This window comes from Streptomyces sp. NPDC048277 (genome assembly GCF_040652235.1).
In the GTDB taxonomy this organism is placed as follows: domain Bacteria; phylum Actinomycetota; class Actinomycetes; order Streptomycetales; family Streptomycetaceae; genus Streptomyces.
Window position 1 is genome coordinate 39,627 of sequence record NZ_JBEZLQ010000033.1, and the last position, 19,385, is coordinate 59,011.

14 protein-coding genes and 1 riboswitch are annotated in these 19,385 nt (G+C 72.2%); of the genes, 7 read left to right on the forward strand and 7 right to left on the reverse strand.

Translation table 11 applies throughout. The annotated features are described in order from the left end of the window. The first annotated feature begins 31 nt into the window (after nucleotides 1–31). The gene (locus tag AB0D85_RS44950) at nucleotides 32–1,258 is read left to right on the forward strand and encodes a glycoside hydrolase family 43 protein (RefSeq protein ID WP_362334727.1); all 1,227 of its coding nucleotides are present in this window, start codon (nucleotides 32–34) and stop codon (nucleotides 1,256–1,258) included. 42 nt (nucleotides 1,259–1,300) lie between these two features. Here AB0D85_RS44950 and AB0D85_RS44955 read toward each other — a convergent pair whose 3' ends face one another. Together AB0D85_RS44955 and AB0D85_RS44960 are read right to left on the reverse strand one after the other, a co-directional pair. Next, nucleotides 1,301–2,596, reverse strand: a complete 1,296-nt coding sequence (locus tag AB0D85_RS44955) for a divalent metal cation transporter (protein ID WP_362334730.1) — start codon at nucleotides 2,594–2,596, stop codon at nucleotides 1,301–1,303. Further along, nucleotides 2,593–3,960: a CBS domain-containing protein gene (locus AB0D85_RS44960; protein WP_362334734.1), complete on the reverse strand. Its 1,368-nt coding sequence runs from the start codon at nucleotides 3,958–3,960 to the stop codon at nucleotides 2,593–2,595. Before AB0D85_RS44960 ends, AB0D85_RS44955 begins: the two co-directional genes overlap by 4 nt. A 289-nt stretch (nucleotides 3,961–4,249) precedes the next feature. Then, nucleotides 4,250–4,427: riboswitch (M-box (ykoK) riboswitch) on the reverse strand. A 114-nt stretch (nucleotides 4,428–4,541) separates the two neighbouring features. Between AB0D85_RS44960 and AB0D85_RS44965 the strand changes: the two genes are divergently transcribed. Next, entirely contained in the window at nucleotides 4,542–4,826 is a 285-nt protein-coding gene (locus AB0D85_RS44965; protein WP_362334737.1) for a phosphotransferase, read from the forward strand. Between the two features lie 56 nt (nucleotides 4,827–4,882). Here AB0D85_RS44965 and AB0D85_RS44970 read toward each other — a convergent pair whose 3' ends face one another. Continuing rightward, the gene (locus AB0D85_RS44970; RefSeq protein WP_362334740.1) at nucleotides 4,883–5,248 is read right to left on the reverse strand and encodes a hypothetical protein; all 366 of its coding nucleotides are present in this window, start codon (nucleotides 5,246–5,248) and stop codon (nucleotides 4,883–4,885) included. 462 nt (nucleotides 5,249–5,710) lie between these two features. On the opposite strand from AB0D85_RS44970, the gene AB0D85_RS44975 reads away from it, so the two are divergent. From AB0D85_RS44975 to AB0D85_RS44985, 3 genes are all read left to right on the forward strand, one after another. Further along, nucleotides 5,711–5,956, forward strand: a complete 246-nt coding sequence (locus tag AB0D85_RS44975) for a hypothetical protein (protein WP_362334743.1) — start codon at nucleotides 5,711–5,713, stop codon at nucleotides 5,954–5,956. 299 nt (nucleotides 5,957–6,255) lie between these two features. Then, a complete protein-coding gene (locus AB0D85_RS44980; RefSeq protein WP_362334746.1) occupies nucleotides 6,256–6,702 on the forward strand; it encodes a DUF3761 domain-containing protein in 447 nt (148 codons plus the stop codon). Nucleotides 6,703–6,926: 224 nt separating this feature from the next. Continuing rightward, on the forward strand, nucleotides 6,927–8,699 hold the full coding sequence (locus AB0D85_RS44985; protein WP_362334749.1) for a TerD family protein: 1,773 nt from the start codon (nucleotides 6,927–6,929) through the stop codon (nucleotides 8,697–8,699). A gap of 85 nt (nucleotides 8,700–8,784) precedes the next feature. Here AB0D85_RS44985 and AB0D85_RS44990 read toward each other — a convergent pair whose 3' ends face one another. After that, nucleotides 8,785–9,228 carry a cytidine deaminase gene (locus AB0D85_RS44990; protein ID WP_362334752.1) on the reverse strand — a complete coding sequence of 148 codons (444 nt, stop codon included), beginning with the start codon at nucleotides 9,226–9,228 and terminating at the stop codon, nucleotides 8,785–8,787. A 238-nt stretch (nucleotides 9,229–9,466) separates the two neighbouring features. On the opposite strand from AB0D85_RS44990, the gene AB0D85_RS44995 reads away from it, so the two are divergent. Continuing rightward, entirely contained in the window at nucleotides 9,467–10,267 is an 801-nt protein-coding gene (locus AB0D85_RS44995; RefSeq protein ID WP_362334755.1) for a PE-PPE domain-containing protein, read from the forward strand. 131 nt (nucleotides 10,268–10,398) lie between these two features. Here the strand turns inward: AB0D85_RS44995 and AB0D85_RS45000 are convergent, their stop codons facing one another. The 3 genes from AB0D85_RS45000 to AB0D85_RS45010 form a co-directional block, all read right to left on the reverse strand. After that, nucleotides 10,399–13,323 carry a BTAD domain-containing putative transcriptional regulator gene (locus AB0D85_RS45000; RefSeq protein WP_362334934.1) on the reverse strand — a complete coding sequence of 975 codons (2,925 nt, stop codon included), beginning with the start codon at nucleotides 13,321–13,323 and terminating at the stop codon, nucleotides 10,399–10,401. A 222-nt stretch (nucleotides 13,324–13,545) separates the two neighbouring features. Further along, nucleotides 13,546–14,490, reverse strand: coding sequence for a hypothetical protein (locus AB0D85_RS45005; RefSeq protein WP_362334758.1), 945 nt, complete (start codon nucleotides 14,488–14,490; stop codon nucleotides 13,546–13,548). 5 nt (nucleotides 14,491–14,495) lie between these two features. After that, nucleotides 14,496–14,885, reverse strand: coding sequence for a hypothetical protein (locus AB0D85_RS45010; RefSeq protein WP_362334761.1), 390 nt, complete (start codon nucleotides 14,883–14,885; stop codon nucleotides 14,496–14,498). Between the two features lie 68 nt (nucleotides 14,886–14,953). Between AB0D85_RS45010 and AB0D85_RS45015 the strand changes: the two genes are divergently transcribed. Next, nucleotides 14,954–19,345, forward strand: a complete 4,392-nt coding sequence (locus AB0D85_RS45015; protein WP_362334764.1) for a CHAT domain-containing protein — start codon at nucleotides 14,954–14,956, stop codon at nucleotides 19,343–19,345. The last annotated feature ends 40 nt before the right edge of the window (nucleotides 19,346–19,385 follow it).

Consider the following 19,385-nt stretch of genomic DNA (forward strand, 5'->3'; position numbering starts at 1 on the left):
GTATCCCCAACTCCCAGACAAGGAACGACGCGTGAGCACAGCACTGACCGGCCGGAGCACCCTGGGCGACTGGCTGGAGGACCCCACCGGCGGCCCCCTGATCCGGGAACTGCTCACCCGGCTGGGCCAGGACGTCTCCCATCTCGGACCGGCCCGGGTGTTCTCCCTGGACCGGCTCGTGGAACTCAGCCAGGGCAAGATCTCGCAGCCCCTGGTGGACGGACTGGTCCGCTCGGTAAACGGCGGGCGGCTCGTGACCGGGGAGGAGCCGGCCACGGCCGTCCCGGAACCCGTGCGACGGGGCCTGACACTCGACCGGATCCAGATCCGCGACCCGTTCGTCCTGCACGACCGGGCCACCTCCACCTACCACCTCTACGGCAGCACCGACCCGAACATCTGGGACGGCCCCGGTATCGGCTTCGACACCTACCGCAGCACCGACCTCCTGCACTGGGAAGGCCCGTTCGCCGCGTTCAGGCCGCCCGCCGGGTTCTGGAGCGAGGGCTCCTTCTGGGCCCCGGAGGTCCACGAGTACCGGGACCGCTGGTACATGTTCGCCACCTTCACCGCTCCGGACGGCTACCGCGGCACACAGATCCTCGTGGGCGACACGCCCCAAGGGCCGTTCAGCCCCTGGAGCGAGGGAGCCGTCACCCCACGCAAGTGGCAGTGCCTCGACGGCACCCTGCACGTCGACGAGTCCGGCGCGCCCTGGATCGTGTACTGCCACGAGTGGACCCAGATCCACGACGGGGCGGTCTTCGCGCAGCGCCTCAGCGAGGACCTGCGGCACACCACCGGAACACCCGTTTTCCTCTTCAACGCGTCCGACGCCCCCTGGACCCGCCCCCTGCCCGGGGTGTCGGAGCGGTTCCCGGCCTACGTGACGGACGGGCCGTTCCTCTTCCGCCTCAGCAGCGGCCACCTCGTCATGCTCTGGTCCAGTCACGGTGAGCAGGGCTACGCGATGGGCCCCGCCCACTCCGCCTCCGGACGGATCACCGGCCCGTGGACGCAGGACGAGCACGCCCTGTGGCCGACGGACGGCGGCCACGGAATGGTCTTCCGGCTCGCCGACGGGTCCCTGGCCCTCACCCTGCACCAGCCCAACAACACCCCCGACGAACGGGCCGTCGTACGACGTCTCGTGGAGCACGACACCACGATCACGATCGAGGACACCCCGACATCGCCGGCACTGAAACGGCGGGTTCCGGCTACTCCCGACAGGCGGAAGGCTCCTACATCTGGCTGATGGTGCTGCTGAGTGCCTGGGGCAGCGTGGGTCCTCGGTGGTTCAAGCCAGGCCGAACCAGCCGAGCACTGTCTGGACCAGCAGGATGGTGGACATGCCGGCGACGCCCACGACCACGGCGGTGGCGGCGACGCGGTAGCGCGGGCTGTTGGCGGCGCTGCCGAGGACCGAGCGGCGGTTGGTCAGGACCAGCAGGTAGACGAGGACGATCGGGCTGATCAGGCCCTGGAGGACCTGGGTGCCGATGAGGAGCTGGATGACGTCGACCGGGGTCATGGCGACGGTGGCGCCGAGCACGATCTGGGCGGTGAACAGGCCCAGGAACAGGGGTGCGTCGCGGAAGCTGCGGGAGACCGAGCGTTCGACGCCGGCGGCTTCCCCGATGGCGTAGCTGGCGGAGAGGGGCACCACGGCGCCGGCCAGGGCGGAGGCGCCGATCAGGCCGAGGGCGAAGAGGAGTTCGGCGTTCTGGCCGGCGACGGGTTTGAGGGCCTCGGCGGCCTGGGCCGCGGAGTTGAGCGGGCCGGTGCCGCCGATGGCGGACGCCGTGGCGATGATGATCGTCAGGCTGATGACGCAGGCGAAGACCGCGCCCAGGATCGCGTCGGCGCGGATGAGGGGGTAGTCGGCGGGCTTGGCGCCCCGGTCGACGACGCCCGCGGCGGCGTAGAACTGCATGTACGGGCTGACCGTCGTCCCGATCAACGCGACCGCGAGCAGGATGAAGTCCTTGCTGGGCTCGACGTGCGGGACGATCAGGTGGTGGCCGACGTCACCCCAGTGCGGGTGGCCGAGGATCATCGCGACCGGGTAGGCGAAGAACGCCAGCGACATGATGAGGAAGATGCGTTCGGCCCAGTGGTAGGAGCCGAAGAGGACGAGCGCCCAGAGCAGGATCGCGGCGGGCGGGATCACGGCCCACTTGGGTACGCCGAGGAGTTCGAAGGCGGCGCCGATGCCCGCGAACTCCGAGACGACCAGGCCGGTGTTGGCCAGCAGGAGGCAGAAGACCGCGAGGGCGGTCAGGCGCAGGCTGAACTGCTCGCGGATCAGGGCGCCCAGGCCCTTGCCGGTGTAGGCGCCGAGGCGGACGGCCATCTCCTGGACCATCACGAGGGCGATGGTGACCAGCACCATGAAGAAGAGGGTGCCGTAGGCGAACTGGGAGCCGGCCGAGGCGTAGGTGGCGATGCCCGCCGCGTCGTTCCCGGCGTTCGCGGCGACCAGGCCGGGGCCCGCGACCGCCGCGACCATGGTGATGCGCCGCCAGCCGGTGCGACGCGCCGCCGGAGTGTCCGCAGCCGTGGGGGCGGTGATGGTGTCCGGCTCGTGGGTCACTGGAGGAACCTCCGGAAGTGCAGGCGGCCGCGCTCGGGCAGCATCGCGTCGAGCAGGTCGTCGGCGAGGATCCGGCCGAGCGGGCGGCCGTTCTCGTCCGCGACCAGGAGGGAGGAGGCGCGGGCGGCGACCAGCTGGTCGGCGGCGTCGGGCAGGGCGGTGTCGGGGGCTACGACCACGGGCGGGCCGAACTGGACCAGCCAGGCCACCACGTCGGCCACCGGGGTGGTGTCCTCCGCCACGGCCAGGTCGAAGAGGGGGATGTCCCAGACCACCCGGCCCGTCTCGTCCAGGACGGCGACGGCGTCGATCTCGGTGCGGTGCTCGGCCTGTTCGGCGAGCCGTCCTCGTACCTCGGCGACGGTCTCGTCCCGGCGGGCGGTGACCAGCAGGGTGGTCATGGCGCCGCCCGCGGTGCCCTCTCGGTGGGTCAGCAGGCGGCGCAGTTCGGCCGCCTCGCCGGTCGGCATCCGGCGCAGCAGGTTCTCGCGTTCCTCGGGGGTGAGGTCGCGCAGGGCGTCGGTGGCCTCGTCCGGTTCCATCTCGTCGACCAGCCGGGCGGCGTGCTCGGGGGCGGCCTCGCGCAGCAGGTTCTCCAGCTCGGCCGGTTCCATCTCCTCCAGGGCGTCTGCGGCCTGCTCCGGCTCCAGCCAGTCCAGCAGCTGCTGGCGCTCGCTGCGGCCGAGGTCTTCGAGGATGTCGGCGAGGTCGGCCGGGCGCAGCCGGTGCAGCGCGGTCCGGGACGCGCGCAGCCGTACCTCGGGAGGGCCGTCGGTGGCCTGTTCGGCGAAGGGGGCCACCGCCTGCCAGTCCAGCACCCGTTCCGGGGTGGGGCGGGCCTGCCAGCGGCGCGGGCCGAGCCGGCGCAGCAGCGTGGGCAGGGAGACATCGACGCCGACCAGCACCACCCGGTCCACCAGGGGTGCGAGGTAGAGGTCGGCGGCCCGGGTGACCTGCACTCCGTCCACGTCGACGAGCTGGTGGTCCAGGACGTCGCGGGCCAGCAGCACCTCGCCGGGGCGGCGGACGAAGTCGCGCAGGTCGACGCGGGCGGTACGCAGTCGTACGTGCCCGGCGTGCACCTTGCCGACGGCGTCGGCGGCGAGGAAGGTGTGGCGTCGGCCGATGCGCAGGATCAGCCCGGTGACCGGCGGATACGACTCCTCGCCGTACAGCCGGGCCACGACGTCGACGACCCGGCCGACCTCTTCACCGGCCTGGTTGGTGGCCGGGCCGCCGATCAGGCCGGCGAGCGAGACGAGTGAGGTGCGGACGGCTTTGGAGGCGGTGGCGCGACGCTCCAGGGTGACCCGGCGGTCGCGCAGCCGGGCTGAGGTGGACATGAGCAGAGTGTTGACGGACATGGTGAACACCCCCTTGCCCCGGGATGACGGGGCAGCGGGCGGCCGGGACAGCAGCCTCTCCCTGGAATCGGGCATACGGGGGTCCGCCACGCCCGGCGGGCCTACGACGGGACCGGGCGGGTTGGCTCAGTGGGAGAGGACGGGCTGCCCCGGGCCGCGGAAGGACGGCGAGGACAACACGGAATGGGGCCGACTATGGCCCGGACTACTGTCCAATTTCGCCTCCTCCCGGTCGCGGCCATGCACGAGGTCACGGCCGTACGGCAGGGGGAACCAGGCGACTGCGCCCGGCACACCCCAACTCGTCAGAGCTTTGGCACTCCACGGCGTAATCCCCGTAGCGGTACGGGGAAGCCACTTGGGGTCACCCCTTGGGCCGGGGAGACCTGTCCTGATCCGGAGCGTCTCTCGACGGGTGGGATCAGTGGCCTGTGTCCGTGAAGACGCCTCACCGAACGAGGTGTCTTATCAAATCCGCGTCCACGGTACTCCCCCGTCGGCCCACCCTCACAATCCATGACCGGCACTTGACCAGGGGTCTACGGCACCGTGACTGAAGAGGGCGCCGGGTCTGCCCGCATATGGGTACGGCATTCAGGAGTTCTCCGGCACCCCGAAGGTCAGTGCTCGTGCCCGCCGCCTGCCGCCTGCCGTTGCCTGTGCCGGCACCGGTGCGTGTCGGGCGGCCTACGGCTCAGTACCCGTGGTCCTGGTGCGTGGTGCCGTATCTCCCGGGCGCGATCGCGGCGCGATCGGAGCCCGACGACCTCGGGTCGGCAGCGGCACTCGGCGGTTTCCTGGCCGGGCGCGCCGAGGGGCATCCTGACCGGGCTGGCGCACGTCGCGCCGGCAGACGGGACCGGTGAGCAGGGGCGACCTTGCGTCGTTCGAAGTGGCGGAGGAATTCGTCCCATTCCTGGGGCTAATCGTCAAGGTAGCGGTGTCTGATCTGCGCCGGTGTGATGAAGAGTTGACCGTCGCGGACCTGCCATTCGGTCATCCCCTCGACTTCGTGGCTGGCGAGGAACAGGCCCCGGACGAGGTCTCCGTCGGCGTCGGAGGCGGGGATCTTGGCGATCGCTTGGATCTGGTCGGTGAACCAGTCGAGGGCCGACTCACGGATGTCGGCGCCGTAGAAGATGTAGTGGATCCAGTTGACGTGCCGACGGGGTGAGCCCCATCCGTTGGTGTAGTGGCTGTCGTCGTGTGCGGCGATGATCTCCTGGATGGCGGCGAGTTGTGGCTCGTCGCACTCCAGCCACCCTCTGATCGACACGTAGGTGCCCATCGTCGTGCCTTCCCTCTCGTCGGTTCCGAAGTTCTGACGTGACAGCCGCTGGCTGACGTCGGTTGCGTAGGTGCTCCCGTCGTCGGCGGCGGCCCGCTGTCACTTGACGGCGACTGTGACGTCGGCGCCGAGGGTGCGGGCAAGGGTCGCCGGGGGCAGTTCGGTGGCGAGTCGGCCCGACACTGTAAGGCCAGAACTGGGTATGTCGGAGACCACTGCCGACACAACATCCATCGCCGTCCACGGGGAGGGACCGCATGACTGCTGCCGACGAAAGCGCGCTCGTTCAGGCCGCGGGCAATCTTCGTACCACGGTGCAAAGGGCCGCAAGACCGCATGCACGCGCAGCGCGCATCGACTCGGCCTGGCACAACGCGGGAACGGGCCTCGCCCTGGCCGCGACAACCAGCCGCCACCATCCTCCCGTCCGGCTTCTCCCCATGGGCGCGCGCGGCCTCCGGCGTGGCCACGTTCCTCATCGCACTACTGCGTGCCCTCGACTTCGGTTCTCGTTGGCGCTGGCACCTCAGCATGCGGGCCCGCTACACCAGCCTCGTCGATCGAGTTGACCGCGTTGCCGTCCTGCCTCCTGACCAACGCTCCGAAGCCTTGGCTCAGCTCTATGACGAACTCGCAAGGATTCGTGCCCAGGAGCGCGCGATCCCCGGCAGCGCCGGCGGTGTCGCCGCGCCGGGGAACACCGGCTGAAGTCGGCACACTGCTCGCTGAGCGCCGCTCCCCCGGCCAGCTGCTGGTCCGCGGCGCCGGATGGTCCGGCAGCCTCGGCGCCGGCAGTTGTGGCAGCGGTGGCCTGGGCAGCCGCCGCAGTGTCACCGCGGTCATCACCCGGCATTCAGGATGCCCAAGGGGCTTGTGGAGATTGTGGGGATGTTTTGTAAAGTACTCCCCTGCCCGTGGCGCGTGTCCGGGTGTTCGTTTGGGGGGATCATCGCGTGAGCCAGTACCAGCCCGGGCCGTGGGCTGTCCGTCCACCTGAGCCTGTCCGTATGCCCGACATACGTCCGCTGCACAAGCGCAAGCGCGTGTGGGTCGGCGGATTCGTGCTGCTCACGGTCGGTGCCGCGTTCGGTGGCGGCAGTTCCAGCGCCGCCAGTCCCGGGCCACGCCCTTCGGTCACCGTCACGGCGACCGCCATCAAGTCGGCGGCGCCGGCCCCGACGGTCACCGTGACGAAGTCCGCGGCGCCTGCCCCCACGGTCACCGTGACCAAGACGGCCAAGCCGACGTCGGCGGCCACGCACGAGTCGAGTTCTGGCTCCTCGGGCAGTGGCAGCGGCAGCGGTGGTTCGTCATCGGGTGGCTCGTCGAGCTCCGGCGGCGCGGCCGATTCGGCAGGGGCCACCGCCCTGTGCAATGACGGCACCTACAGCTACGCCGCTCATCACCAGGGCGCGTGCTCCCATCACGGCGGTGTCGCCGTCTTCTACAAGTAGCAGGCGCCCGTCGGCTCACCAGTCCTCATGAGTCGTGTCGGGCAGCCCGCGCGCGAGTGGGCAGCGGCGTGGTCACGTCGGGAGCAGTGTGCCTGGCGTGAGGAAGGCAGGAGCGGAGAGGGACCATGGGTTTCGGCTTTCGTGTGGGTGTGCCGGGGATGAGTGTGCGGGTCTCGACCCGGGGTGTACGCGCCTCCGTGGGGCCCCGGGCTGCGCGTGTCAGCGTGGGCAGTGGCGGCACGCGGGTCGCTTCGGGCGCGGGCCCGTTCTCTGCCTCCGGTTCCCTGGGCGGAGGGCGCCGCCGCACCAGTACGACCCGCTCGCGGGCCGTCGCCCCGTCGGCGGCCCAGTTGGAGCGTGCTCGTCGGCAGGCCGAGCGGGCCCAGCAGGAGGCGGAACGGGACGCGGCGATCGCCCGGTTGACGGAGCTGCGGCAGCAGACGACCAGTGTCCACCTGCAGTCCTTCACCCCGGCCACGCCACCGGTGGTGCCCGGGCCCCCGCAGCTCAGCCTGGCCTGGGCCCTGGCAGAGGCACAGGCCCATCACCTCGCGGGGCTCGGGATCTTCGCCCGGTCCGAGCGGGCCGCGGCCAGGCGCAGGGCCGAGGAGGACGCCCCGGCCTACCTGGCCGCCGAGGAGGCTCGACTGCACGCCGTGTACGGCGAGTTGACCGCCGCGGCCGGTCAATGGTGGCAGGCCCTGGTCGCCAACGACGAGGAGACCGTGTGCGAGGCGGTCAACTACGCCTTCTCCGACAACGCTGCCGCGGGCTGCGCGGTGGGAGTCGACGGGGCTGTCCTGTCTGTGGTGATACGGCAGCAGGACATCGACTCGCTGCCCGATCAGATGCCAGGAGTCACCCCCAGCGGGCGCCCCACTCTCAAGACCCTCAGCAAGCGGGACCGCACCCTGTGGTGGCTCACCTCCATGGGGTCGAACATCGTTGCCACGCTCAAAGAAGCCTTCGCCGTCGCGCCCGGGATCACCGCCATTGACCTGGCCGTGCTCACACGTCTGCCGAACACTCAGCGTCTTGGATTCGTGGCCTACGGCCGCTGGCCGCGCCAGGCCATCGAAGCCGGCCCCTGGCGGGAGACGACCGACGCGCTGCGGTTCCTCGACATCGGCCAGGACGTCGCCTGTTCGGTCACCACCACCGCCTCCGGGAACCTGTCCAACACCGTCAAACCCCTGGACACCAGTCGGCTGCCCGGCCTGCAAAGCCTTCTCGACCACGCCCAGGACGACGCCGGTTCCGGCGAGGGGAGCCTGGCCGGCCTCGACGGAGACCTGCGCGCCAACACCCCTGACGCGTACTCGGCTCCCCTACCGGATCACTACCGGATCCATTCCTTGGCCGAGTGGAAATCCCGGACCACATGCCTGACGGCGCCCCCGCCCGCTCCTGCGGCGCCGCCCCACACCCCCGTGCTACCGAACCGCGCCCCCGCGACCGCGCTCGCGCTCGCGCCGGGACAGAACGTGGTGCTGCCCGAGGAGGCCTGCCAAGGGCTGCTCATCGCCTTCAGCTTCGCCGGCGCCGACGCCGACCTCACGCTCTTCCTGACCGACGCCCACGGCCGGGTCACCTGCGATGAGGACTTCGTCTTCTACAACCAGCCCGCTGCCGCGCAGGGCGCAGCCCGTCTGCTGGGCAAGCAGCCCGACGGTCCCCACACCGTCGAACGCGCCTCCCTTCACCTCACCGCGCTGCCCGCCCACATCCAGCGCGTCACAGTCGCCGTCAACATGGACGTCGACACCGGCCTGGCCTGCGGCGCCCTCAGCCACGCAGCCCTGTACATGGACTGCGTCACCGGGGCCGCCTGGACCTTCCAGCCACCCGCCGACCCCGAGGTCCGCGCCATGGCCATCGCCGAGTTCTACCGACACACCACCAACGGCCGGCACATCTGGAAACTCCGCGCCATCGGCCAGGGCTGGGCCGACGGCCTCGACGGACTCGCCCGAGCTCACGGCGTCAACGTCACATAGCCACCACGGTCTCCGACGGGGAGCAACGGGGCTGCGCAGCCTGCGGAACGCCCCAAGCGACGTTTCGCCCTGTTGCTGCCTGGCGTCAGCTCGTGCTGCGTGGTGTCGGCGTGGTTTGTTCAGCGTCGAGTTGGTGGTCGGCCCAGACGTAGCTTTCGGGGAGCAGGTCAGTGACGGAGACGGTCCGGAGGCGGTCGCCTGCGCCGACGATGACCTTCAGAGACGGGAAGTAGTCGAGAAGGACTTGGCGACACCGGCCGCACGGGGGAACGACCCCGCGGTCGCGGTCGCCGACGGCAACGATCGTGTCCAGTTCATAAGTGCCCTGGGCAGCCGCCGCGCCGATGAGGACCAACTCGGCACACGGGCCTCCGGTGAAGTGGTAGGCGTTCACTGCGGTGACGATCTGTCCGTCCCGGGCGCGGCCCGCGGCCGCCATGGTGTGGTTGTCGCCGCGACATCGAGTGCGCGCGACCTGGGCTGCGGCCTGGATGAGTTCATGGTCGACGGGGTGCGGATGTGTGGTCATTTTGTCTGCCTCCATGCTGTGTCGGGCGACGTTGCGCGCGCGTTCATCGTCGTCGAGGAGCAGCGCAGGATCGTGTCGTCGAAGCGGACGCGGCAGCAGTGCGCGACAGCCGCGCCACCAGCGCAGTCATCGGTATGTCATCGCGATGTGAACGGCCCTGCCTAGCGTCTGCTGTGTTCGTTGCCGGGCACATCCACGACCCCAGGGGGAGATTCAGGCAATGTCGACAACAAGCAGGATGGCGCGAGCAGTTCGCACCGCGGCCATAGCGGCGGCGCTGACGGCCGGCGCCGCCGTCGCGTTCCCCGCGGCGGCGCACGCGGCCGACGCGGAGCACTACTACATCGAGATCGGCGGCACCGGTCCTACGGCGTCCACTCCCGACTGTCCCACCACCACCTCCTCCTACAACGAGGGGAACAAGACCCTCCCGCCCGGCTCCACCGCGATCCTGGTGTGCTATCCGGCCACCGCCGGTCCGTTCATCGGCACCACGGGCTCGCTCCTCGACCTCACCACCCTGCAGTTCCACCCCGAAGCCCTCACCGCCCCCAACTACGACTCCAGCGTGCAACAGGGCTACCAGGAGGCGTTGAGGGTGGCGGAGGACACCCACCGCGACCACCCGGACGCGACCATCACGATCAGCGGCTACTCCCAGGGCGCACAGGCCGCGGACCAGGTGCTCCAGACCATCGCGGGCGGCGGCACCGGCATCCCGTTCTCCCAGGTCGACGGCATGCTCTACGCCGACCCGATGCAGCCCGGCACCGGTCTCGCGGCCCAGATCCCGAAGGGCTGGGGCGTGCCCGGGTTCACTTCCGCGGGCGCAGGTCCGGCGGAGTTCAACGGCATTCCGGTCGCACGGTACTGCATCCACGGCGACCCGATCTGCGACGCGTCCCTCCTGAACGCGGGTGGCTACTTCAAGCTGCACCCGCTGTACCCGACGGCCGGCAACGTCATAACCCAGACCCTGGCCACCGAGCACGGCGGTGACGGGATCAAGTGGCGGAACTCTGACGGGACCCCCGGGTAGGGGCCCTGTCAGATCCCGGAGGGGAGCGGCGGTCCGGCCGACCGAGGACACATCTCGGCCGGACCGCCACCACTCCACCACCCCTCCGTCCCGGACCGGACCTGGCCGCCGCCACTCACTCCGTACCAGGCCTACGCATCTCCCACGTCCGGACCCCGCCGACGGCCGAGGTCGTCCAACGCGCGCGAGATCCTCGCGCGGTTGGCATCCGTCGCGGGCAGCGCCGTAGCGCGGTCGAAGAAGTCGCGTGCCCCGGCCAGGTCCTCCGCCGCGGCGCCGTGCCAGAGCAGGCGGTGGTGTACGGCGGTCTCGGGCCCGGTGCCGGTCTGCTCGTCGAGTACCGCGCGGGAGCGGCGGCGGAGTTCGGCGGCCGCCTCCGGGTTGCCCAGGTCCGCCTCGGCTGTGGCCAGCCTGCCGAGGACGGCGGAGTAGAGGGGGACGTCGCCGAGCCGCCGGGCCAGGTCCTCGGCCTTGCCGAGGGTGCCTACGGCGTCGGCGGGCCGGCCCAGGTCGAGTTGGAGGCTTCCGAGGCGGAGCAGCGTCTTGCCGTGGAGCCTGGGGCTGCCCGTCTTCTCGGCGAGGGCGATCGCCTCCAGGTAGCGGTCGTACGCCTTGTCGTGCTCTCCGAGCTGGTGGTGGATGTCGCCGACACGGGTGGCGACCGAGCCCGTGAGCCAGTCGTCGTGTTGCGCCTGCCCGGCCAGGCGGGCGACTTCGGCGAAATGGGTCATGGACTCGGCTATGCGCCCCTCCAGGTTGGCGAAGGTCCCGAGACCGGCCGCGGCTCTGGCCTGCTCACGTGGGTCGTCGGCCCGGCGGCCGATCTCCAGTGCCTCCGTGAACCAGGTGCGGGCCTGCCGGTAACGGCCCTGCAGCCCGTACATAATGCCAAGGCCGGTGCGCAGCGCGGAGTCCATCCGGCGGTCGGCGGCCTGACCGACCATCGGCAGCACGGTCTCCAGCGCGGTGCGGCACTCGTGGAACCGGCCCTGCCGGGTGAGGTAGTCGACCAGGCCCTCGGCGATCCAGCAGGCGTCGTCCAGCCGGTCCGCGGCCACCGCCTGGCCGATCACGTCGACCAGTTCGCCGCCCGCCGCGTCCAGCCAGATCGTGGCCTCCTCCCAGTCCGCGAAGAATCCGGTGCCCCGCGGGCCGGTCGGGAAGGACGAGGGGCCCCAGTCGCTGGCGCGGCGGGCGGCGGCCACGTACAGCAGGAACACTCCGCTGCGGGCCGTCGCCACCTCGTCGGGGGACGCGGCGGCGACGCGGCGGGCGTAGTCCGCCACCAGGTCGTGCAACCGGTAGCGGTCGGCGGTGACCCGTTGTACCAGGCTCGCGTCGGCCAGGCTCTCCAGCGCGTGCCCGGCGTCGGCGGGCGCCGAGCCGAGCAGGGCGGCCAGTGTCAGCCGGTCGAGCCGCACGGTGGGCGACACGCCCAGGGCGCGGAAGGCCCGTTGCTCGACGGCCGGGAGCTGGGCATAGGAGATCCGGAACGCGGCTTCGACGCTGCGGTCCTCCACGGCGAGCTCGTCGAGCCGGTGCTCGTCGTCGGTCAGCCGCGCCACCAGGGCTTCCACCTCCCAGGGCGGGCGGTCCTGGATCCGGGCCCCGACGATACGCAACGCCAGCGGCAACCGGTCGCACAGCGTGGCCAGTTCGCGGACGGCCGCCCGCTCGCGGTCGTGTCCCTCGCCGCCGACGATACGGGTGAGCAGTCCCGCCGCCTCGTCGATGCCGAGAGGGGACAGGGAGACCCTGCGGTCCGCGTCCAGCCCCGTCAGGCGCCGGCGGCTCGTCACCAACACCAGGCTGCCGCATCCAGCGGGCAGCAGTGGCCGTACCTGCTCGGCGCGGGAGGCGTCGTCCAGTACGAGGAGCAGCCGAAGGGAAGCGGTCGCCGCCCGCCATGACGCGGCCAACTCGTCCGGATCCTCGGAGTCCTCCCCCTCACCGGCACCGACAACCCGCAGCAGCCGGCGCAGTACCCGCTGCCACCCCGCCTCCTCACGGTCCTCGCGGTGCCCGTGCAGCTCCGCGAACAGGCAGCCGTCGGGGTACCGGTCCTGCAGCGCTCGTGCCGCGCGCACCGCCAGGGCGGTCTTGCCGACTCCGGCCATGCCGTCCACCGCCCGGACGGTCACCACCCGGGTGTCGGCGGGCGCGACGAGAAGGTCGAGCTCCCGGTCCCGTCCCATGAAGTTGCCTATTTCGACGGGGAGTTCATGGCGTACTCGGCGCATCCGGCGAGCCGGCCGTGGCGTGCGCGGTGCCGGTGTGTCGTCGCCGCGGAGGACCGCCTCGTGCACCCGTCGAAGTGCGGTGCCCGGCTCCACTCCCTGCTCGTCCACCAGCCGACGCCGCATCGCGGTGTAGACGTCCAGCGCGTCGGCCTGCCGGTGGCAGGCGTGCAGGGCACGCATGAGCAAGGCGGCCAGCGCCTCGTTGTTGGGGTGGGTCGTGGTCAGGGAGAACAGTTCGGCCAGCGTCTCGGTGTGTCGTCCCGACCGGAACTGGCAGTCCACCTTGTCCTGCACCAGCCCGAGCCGCTGCTCGGCCAGCCGCAGCCGCTCCGACTCCGCGAACGGTCCGGGGATTCCGGCCAAGGGCTCGCCGCGGAACAGTCCCAGTGCCGTGGACCACGCGTCCACCGCGGCGTCCAGGTCTCCGGCCTCCCTCGCCGCACGCCCTTCGGCGGCGATCTCCTCCCAGCGCGCCACGTCCACACGCGCACTGCCCGGGGCGAAGCGGTAGCCGCCGCGGACGGTGTCGATCACGGAATCCGCCGAGCTCTTTCCCGGTGCGTCCAGGCTCCGGCGTATCCGGTGCACATAGACCGGGATCACCTTGTCGCCCGTGCCAGGGGGCTCCGCACCCCATACGCCGTCGAGCAGCTGCTGCCGGCTGACCGTCCTGCCCGGTCGTAGCAACAGAGCGACCAGGAGGGCCTGTTCCCGTATCCGCCCGAGCTCCAGACACGTGTCACCGCGCCACGCCTGGAGCGGGCCGAGCAGCGCGAACCGGAGGTGTTGATGTGCATCCGTGGATAACTCTCGCATGATCGGCACGCGCGGAGCCTATGAGGGATTCCGCGCACCTGCGGCGACCGCCACAAGATCCGCGCCGAACGCGTACGACGGCATCACGCCGCCCGGACGGATGGGCAGAGGGTGCCAAGTCGTCCGTGAGCCACGTCCGTTCGGGCCGTCGGACGGCGATGGAGGCGTGCGCGGCCGGGCCCACCCGACTGGTGGGCCGTGAAGGTCAGCCGGGGAGCGACGTCAAGGCCGGGTGGCCGGCTCACCCGACGTGCCTGGCCCGCCCGACGGACCCGGCCCGCGCGGCTGGCCCGGCCCGCCCGACGGACCCGACTGGCCCAGCTGACCCGGCTGACCCAACTGGCCCGGCTGACCCAACTGGCCGGGCCCGCCCGGCTCCCGCAGGGTGAACGCCGCCTCCGTCGTGCGGCACAGGGCCTGTACCGCGTGCCGCAGTGAACGCCAGGAGGCCAGGCCGAGCAGGACGCCGATCGGGGCCGCGGGCCACCACCACGCGCCGAGGATCGTGAACGCCGTGCTCCAGGCGAGGGACTCGCAGGCCGCGTCGTAGGCATCGCGGGCCTCGGCCAGGGCGGCGCGGGGTGAGTCGGCGGCCCCGAGGAGCAGTGCGGTCCAGCCGTGTACGACGTCGCCGCCCGTCTCCCTTCTGATGTTCGCCTCGGTGAGCCGGAACCGGTCGCCCGACCAGGTCGGGGACTCGGGCCGGCCGGCGGTTCTGTCACGGGCGGCGCGCGCGTCGAGCCGGTCGGCGCGCAGGGCGTGGCCCGCGGCACGGGCCCGTACGGACTCCCTGGCCAGCGCGTCCGGCTCCGCCCAGTGCCGTATCCGCCACGCCGTCAGCCGCCGGCCCACCGGCATCAGCCACCACGGCCAGGCCCCGGACGCCAGCGCCCCGATCCCGGCCGCGGCGTACGGCACCGCGAACGCGGCCCCCACCACCGGCACCGCGAAGAGCACCAGCGAGGCGACGGCGTCCGACGACATGCCGCCGCTCATGCGGAGCGCGGCGGCGATCCGTTCGCGGGCGAGGGCGATGTCGTTCCAGTGGGTGTGGCCCAGCTCTCCGCCGCCGACGACCGCGACCACGACGAACAGCGCGGCGGGCAGCAGCCGCCGTAGGAACCAGCCGTCGGGTATCCGCTTCTGCAGTTCGACGAGGAGCCCCATCGTCGTCAGCCGCCCACCAGGCGCATCGGGTCGCCGCCGCCCAGCGCACAGGTCGGCGTCTCGGTGGCGGCTGTGTCCCGTAGCTCGACCCTGGCGCAGCGGCCGGTGGGGCAGACCCAGCCCGTCGACCGCGGTGTGGGGGCGCCGGGCCAGTCGCCCACGCCCATGGTGGCGGGCAGTCCGAGCCCGTTCGGGATGCCGGCCGACTCGACCGCGTCGTGCAGGGCGCGTACGGCGTCCCGCCACTCGGTGCCGGCCGGTTCCGCGTCCCGTACGACCGGGAGGGCCGACTCCCAGACGGCGGAGGCGATCAGCGGGCGCAGTTCCCCGACATTGCGGCACAGGTATTCCACGGCGTCCTCGTACACCCTGCGCGCTTTCGCACCGTCCCCCACGGCGGCCTCCATTGAGCATCCCGAAAACCACTGCCCTCTGACAGCAGGTCAGACTAATGTAAAGAACGATGTCCGAGCTTCGGGAACGAGTCACCGCACGTCTCGTCACGGCTCAGCACGCCCGCGATCCCGCTCCCCTGCGCGATCAGGACGCGGTGGCCGACGCACTGGCCCTGCTGCGGGAGGCGGCGCCCGCGCCCGCGGACCCGGTCGATCTCGACTCGGTCGCGGCCGTCTTCTGGACCTTCTGGTTCCGTCACCAGGGCGCCGAGGACCCCGACGCGGCGCAGAACCTGACCCTTGTGTTCGGCACGTTCGGCTTCCTGTGTCCGCGCCTGCCCGAGGGTGCCGGGCTCCCCGAGGCCCTGCGGGAGGGCTTCGACCCCGCCGATCCGTCCCACGAGGCACGGTTCGCGTATCTGATGAGCGCGGCGCATGCCGAGGTCGCCGGTGACGGGTCGCAGGAGGAGCGGACTGCCGCTCTTGAGGCCGCGATCGCCTGGTCGGACACGTCGTTCGAGTACGTACAGGCCGAAGACCACGCGGGATTCGTGGAGTTGGCCGTCCATGCCCACGACCTCCACCTGACCCGCTTCCAGTCGGCGGCGGATCCGGACGGGCTGGCCGCCGCCGCGACGTACGGGAGGCAGGTGTGCACGCGGTTCGCCGCCGCCGAGCCGGGAATGTTCGACCCCGACGGGGCGCGGGCCGTCGTCGCGGCCACGCTGCGCACGGTGGTCGACGCCGCACGGCTGCTCGGTACGCCTCGACTCGACGTGGTGGAACGGCTGGTCGCGGCGGTGCCCGACGGCGCGCTCACCCCGGAGACCGCCGAAGGGCTGCGCTTCCTGCGCATGCTCGACGCCCAGCCCGTCACCTGGCCCGGTGAACGCGACCTGGTCGTCGGCGCGGCCATCGCCGAGGCGGGCATCGCCGAGCACGACATGGGCCGGGTCGCCTGCGCCGTACGACGGCTGCGTACGGCCCTGGCGGCCACCCCCGCCGGGCACCCCGCGCATCCCGAGGTGACGACCGCGCTCGGCCGGGTGCTCATGGCCTTCGCGGCGGAGCGCGAGGACGAGGCGGCGGCCGTGGAGGCCATGGAACTCCTGGACTCCGTCGGGTCGTTGAGCGACGACCAGCGTGCCATGCTCGCCGCCTACCGGCAGCTGGACGAGGCGCGCCGGAGCGAGGACCCGGCCGCTCTGGAACGGGTCGCGCCGATCCTCGGGAGCTTCGCGGAGCGGGTCCGGGAGAGCGCCGCACGCGCCGGCGGCCCGGTCGACATCGACCTCGAAATCATCGACCTGGCCGCCGGATTCGAACCCGACGACGCCTCCGACGAGCGGATCGCCCGCTACCGCACCACACTCGCCGCCCTCCCCGCGGACCGGCCGAACCGCCACGCCTACGTCGCCGTCCTGGCCGCGCTCACCGGGCTGCGGGCCGAGGCACTGCGCGACACTGCGCCGGACCGGGCCGGGCTGCTCTCGGCGGAGTCCGGGGAGCTGACCGAGGAGGCGGTGGCGGCTGCCCCGGCCGGGTTCCTCGCGGCGGACCTGCTGCGGCGGGGCCTGTTCGAGGCCGCGCTGCCCCTCGCCGTCATGTCGGCCACCACGGGGGACGTCCCCGACGGCGAACTGCGTGCGACAGTGGAGCGGTTGACCCGCATGGGCGATGTCCGCCTGGACGGTGCCGGCAGTCTCGACGCCGACATCGAGATCGTCCGGGAGCTCCTCGCGGGCACGGGCGAGGACGACCAGATCCGCCCCTACCTCTCCGCCGTCCTCGGCACTGCCCTGTCGGCCCGCTCCGCCGGCCGGGCCGACCCCGCCGCACTCGCGGAGATCGTGGAACTGCTGCGCTACGCCCGCTCCAACGCCCCCGACATGCCTGGTGAGTTCGACCGGATCCTCGCGGACGCGCTCACCACCCTGTCGATCGGCCGCTTCGACGCGGAGGGCGCGCGCGAGGCGGCGGCCCTGCTCGCCTCGGCACAGGGCGCACCCGGCATACCGGCGGTCGAGGGGGCGCCCCGGCCCGGCGATCCGGTGCTGTCCGAGACCGACAAGACGGTCCTGGCGGGCCGCACCGAGCTCCACAACGCCCTTCAGAACTATCTGTTCGGCCATGAACCGGCCCAGCTGGAACGGGCCCGGCGGGTCGCCCGCCGCATGCGGGACGTCACCCGCGCCGCCGCGCCCGCCGGGGACGAGCGGCCCTGGTACGACCTGATGGGCGATGCCTATGTCGACCTCGTCGAGACCATCGGACCGGGCGGCGGCCCGCGCCAGGACCTCGACGACGCCGTCGTCGACCAGTGCCGGGCGACCTTCGCCCGGTGTGCCCCCGGACACCCGATGCGGCCGATGATCGCGATGACGCTCGTCCGCGCCCTCGCGCAGCGGGCCATCCTGCTGCGGGCCACCGAACCGGAGCGGGCGCAGTCCCTGCTGGCGGAGGCGGAGGAGCTGAGCCGCGACCTGACGGTGGAGATGCCCGAGGGCTCCCCGGTCGATGTCGGCGCCACGATGCGGACGTTCCTCGACCTCCTCGGCCGGGGCCGCCTGCCGGAGGTGACCACCGAGACGGGCGCTGCCCGTCCCGCCGACCCGGAGGACCTCCTCGCCGCCGACCCGGCGGACTTCCTCTCCGCCGTCCTGGCGCCCATCCAGGAGCGGCTCTCCGGCGTCGCGGACCCCGACGCGTGGCGGGGCGCCGGGATCCCGGTGTGGATGCGGGCCCACGGCGAGATCGGCGCCGCGGCCGGTGCGCTGGGCCGCCGGCCGCCCCGGGTCGACCTGGCGCTGTCGCATCTCGAAGCGGGCGTCGAGGCCATGGCCGGTGTCACCGACCGCGGCAGCGACCAGGCGTCCGCCGAGCACGGTCTGTCGACCTTCGAAGGGGACATCCGGTCGATCACCGAGCTGCTCCTCGCCAACCTCGTCGGCCAGTCGATCGTCGACCGGCTGCCCGCCCATGTGAAGGCACTGGAAGAGAGCGTGCGCGCGGTCCGGGCGGGGCAGACGCCGCACCTACCCGCCTCCCTCCGGCGCACGGCCGAGGGCCCCGACGTCGACCGCGCGGCGGAGTTGCTGGAACGCGGCCGCGGTCTGCTGCTGGCCCGGCGCATCGAGGCGCGCGCCGACATCGGCGACCTGCGTGCCCAACACCCCGAGCTGGCCGACGAGTTCGAGCGCCTGACCGAGCAGCTCGACGCACCGACCGAGGCACCGCCCGGGGCTGCCGCCGCCGGGGACGCCGAGTGGGCCCGGCTGACGGGCCTGCGCGCCTCCCGCGAACTCGACGACGTCGTAGGCCGTATCCGCACGCGGCCCGGCTTCGAAGGCTTCCTACGGCCGCTCACCGCCGAGGAGTCGAGGGCGCTCGCGGCCGACGGCCCGGTGGTCGTCCTCAACCACGGCAGGCGCCTCTGCCACGCCCTTGTCGTCACGGACGGGTCGATCACCGCCCTGCACCTCGATGTTGAGGCCGACGAGGTCACCGACACGGCGCGGAAGCTGCGTGATGCCGTGGACGCCATCAACGCGCGGGGCATGTCCCGTCCGTCCCCGCTCCAGCTCGTCGCCGCAGGGCGTACGGTCCGCGAGACACTCGCGTGGACCTGGCACAAAATCGTGCGCCCGGTGCTGGAGCTGGCCGGCTCGGCGGACCCCGTTCCCCCGCACGACGGCTGGCCGCGCATCTGGTGGGTGCCCACCGGTCCCTTCAGCGCCCTGCCGCTGCACGCGGCCCAGTGCACGGCGCCCGACTGCGAACTCGGCAACTGCGGCGCGGCCCTCGACGCCGTGGTGTCGTCGTACGTACCCGGTCTGCAGACCCTGGCCTACGCCCGTGCCCGCGCCCGGCGGCGCGGCACGGCCGATCACGGCAGTGCCCTGCTGGTCGCCGCGCCCGAGGACGACCTGCCGGGCGTCGCGGCGGCCGCCGCGCACGCAGCCGAACTCCTCGGCGCGAACGAGCCGTTGATCGGCCCGGCGGCCACCCGAGAGGCCGTGCTGGCCGCGCTGCACGACGCCTCGTGGGCCCACTTCGGCTGCCACGCGGCGACGGACCCGTCGGAACCCTCGGGCGCCCTGCTCCACCTGCCCAGCGGCGAGCCGGTCTCGGTCCTGGAGATCTGCCGGGCCCGCCCGCGTGCGGCCCAGCTCGCCTTCCTGGCGGCCTGCGGCACCGCCCGCACCGCGGAACGCCTCACCGACGAGGCGATCCACATCACCAGCTCCTTCCTGCTGGCCGGCTTCCCCACCGCGGTCGGCACCCTGTGGACGATCGACAGCACCCACGCCGAGCACATGACCCGTGAGTTCTACCGCCGCACGACAGCCACTGACGCCCCCGGCGCCGCCCACGCCCTCCACGACACGGTCCGCCAACTGCGCCGTCGCATCCCCGACCGCCCGCACATCTGGGCGGCGTACGTCCACGCGGGGACGTAGAGCAGGCGCGGAGGGGACACCGTCCCTGACTCGGACCGGC

Excerpts from the sequence above, each read along its gene's own strand:
- AB0D85_RS45015 (WP_362334764.1), top strand. The coding sequence starts at position 14,954 with ATGTCCGAGCTTCGGGAACGAGTCACCGCACGTCTCGTCACGGCTCAG.
- AB0D85_RS44990 (WP_362334752.1), bottom strand. The coding sequence starts at position 9,228 with ATGACCACACATCCGCACCCCGTCGACCATGAACTCATCCAGGCCGCA.
- AB0D85_RS44970 (WP_362334740.1), bottom strand. The coding sequence starts at position 5,248 with ATGGGCACCTACGTGTCGATCAGAGGGTGGCTGGAGTGCGACGAGCCA.
- AB0D85_RS45005 (WP_362334758.1), bottom strand. The coding sequence starts at position 14,490 with ATGGGGCTCCTCGTCGAACTGCAGAAGCGGATACCCGACGGCTGGTTC.
- AB0D85_RS44960 (WP_362334734.1), bottom strand. The coding sequence starts at position 3,960 with ATGTCCGTCAACACTCTGCTCATGTCCACCTCAGCCCGGCTGCGCGAC.
- AB0D85_RS44995 (WP_362334755.1), top strand. The coding sequence starts at position 9,467 with ATGGCGCGAGCAGTTCGCACCGCGGCCATAGCGGCGGCGCTGACGGCC.
- AB0D85_RS44980 (WP_362334746.1), top strand. The coding sequence starts at position 6,256 with ATGCCCGACATACGTCCGCTGCACAAGCGCAAGCGCGTGTGGGTCGGC.
- AB0D85_RS45000 (WP_362334934.1), bottom strand. The coding sequence starts at position 13,323 with ATGCGAGAGTTATCCACGGATGCACATCAACACCTCCGGTTCGCGCTG.
- AB0D85_RS44965 (WP_362334737.1), top strand. The coding sequence starts at position 4,542 with ATGGGTACGGCATTCAGGAGTTCTCCGGCACCCCGAAGGTCAGTGCTC.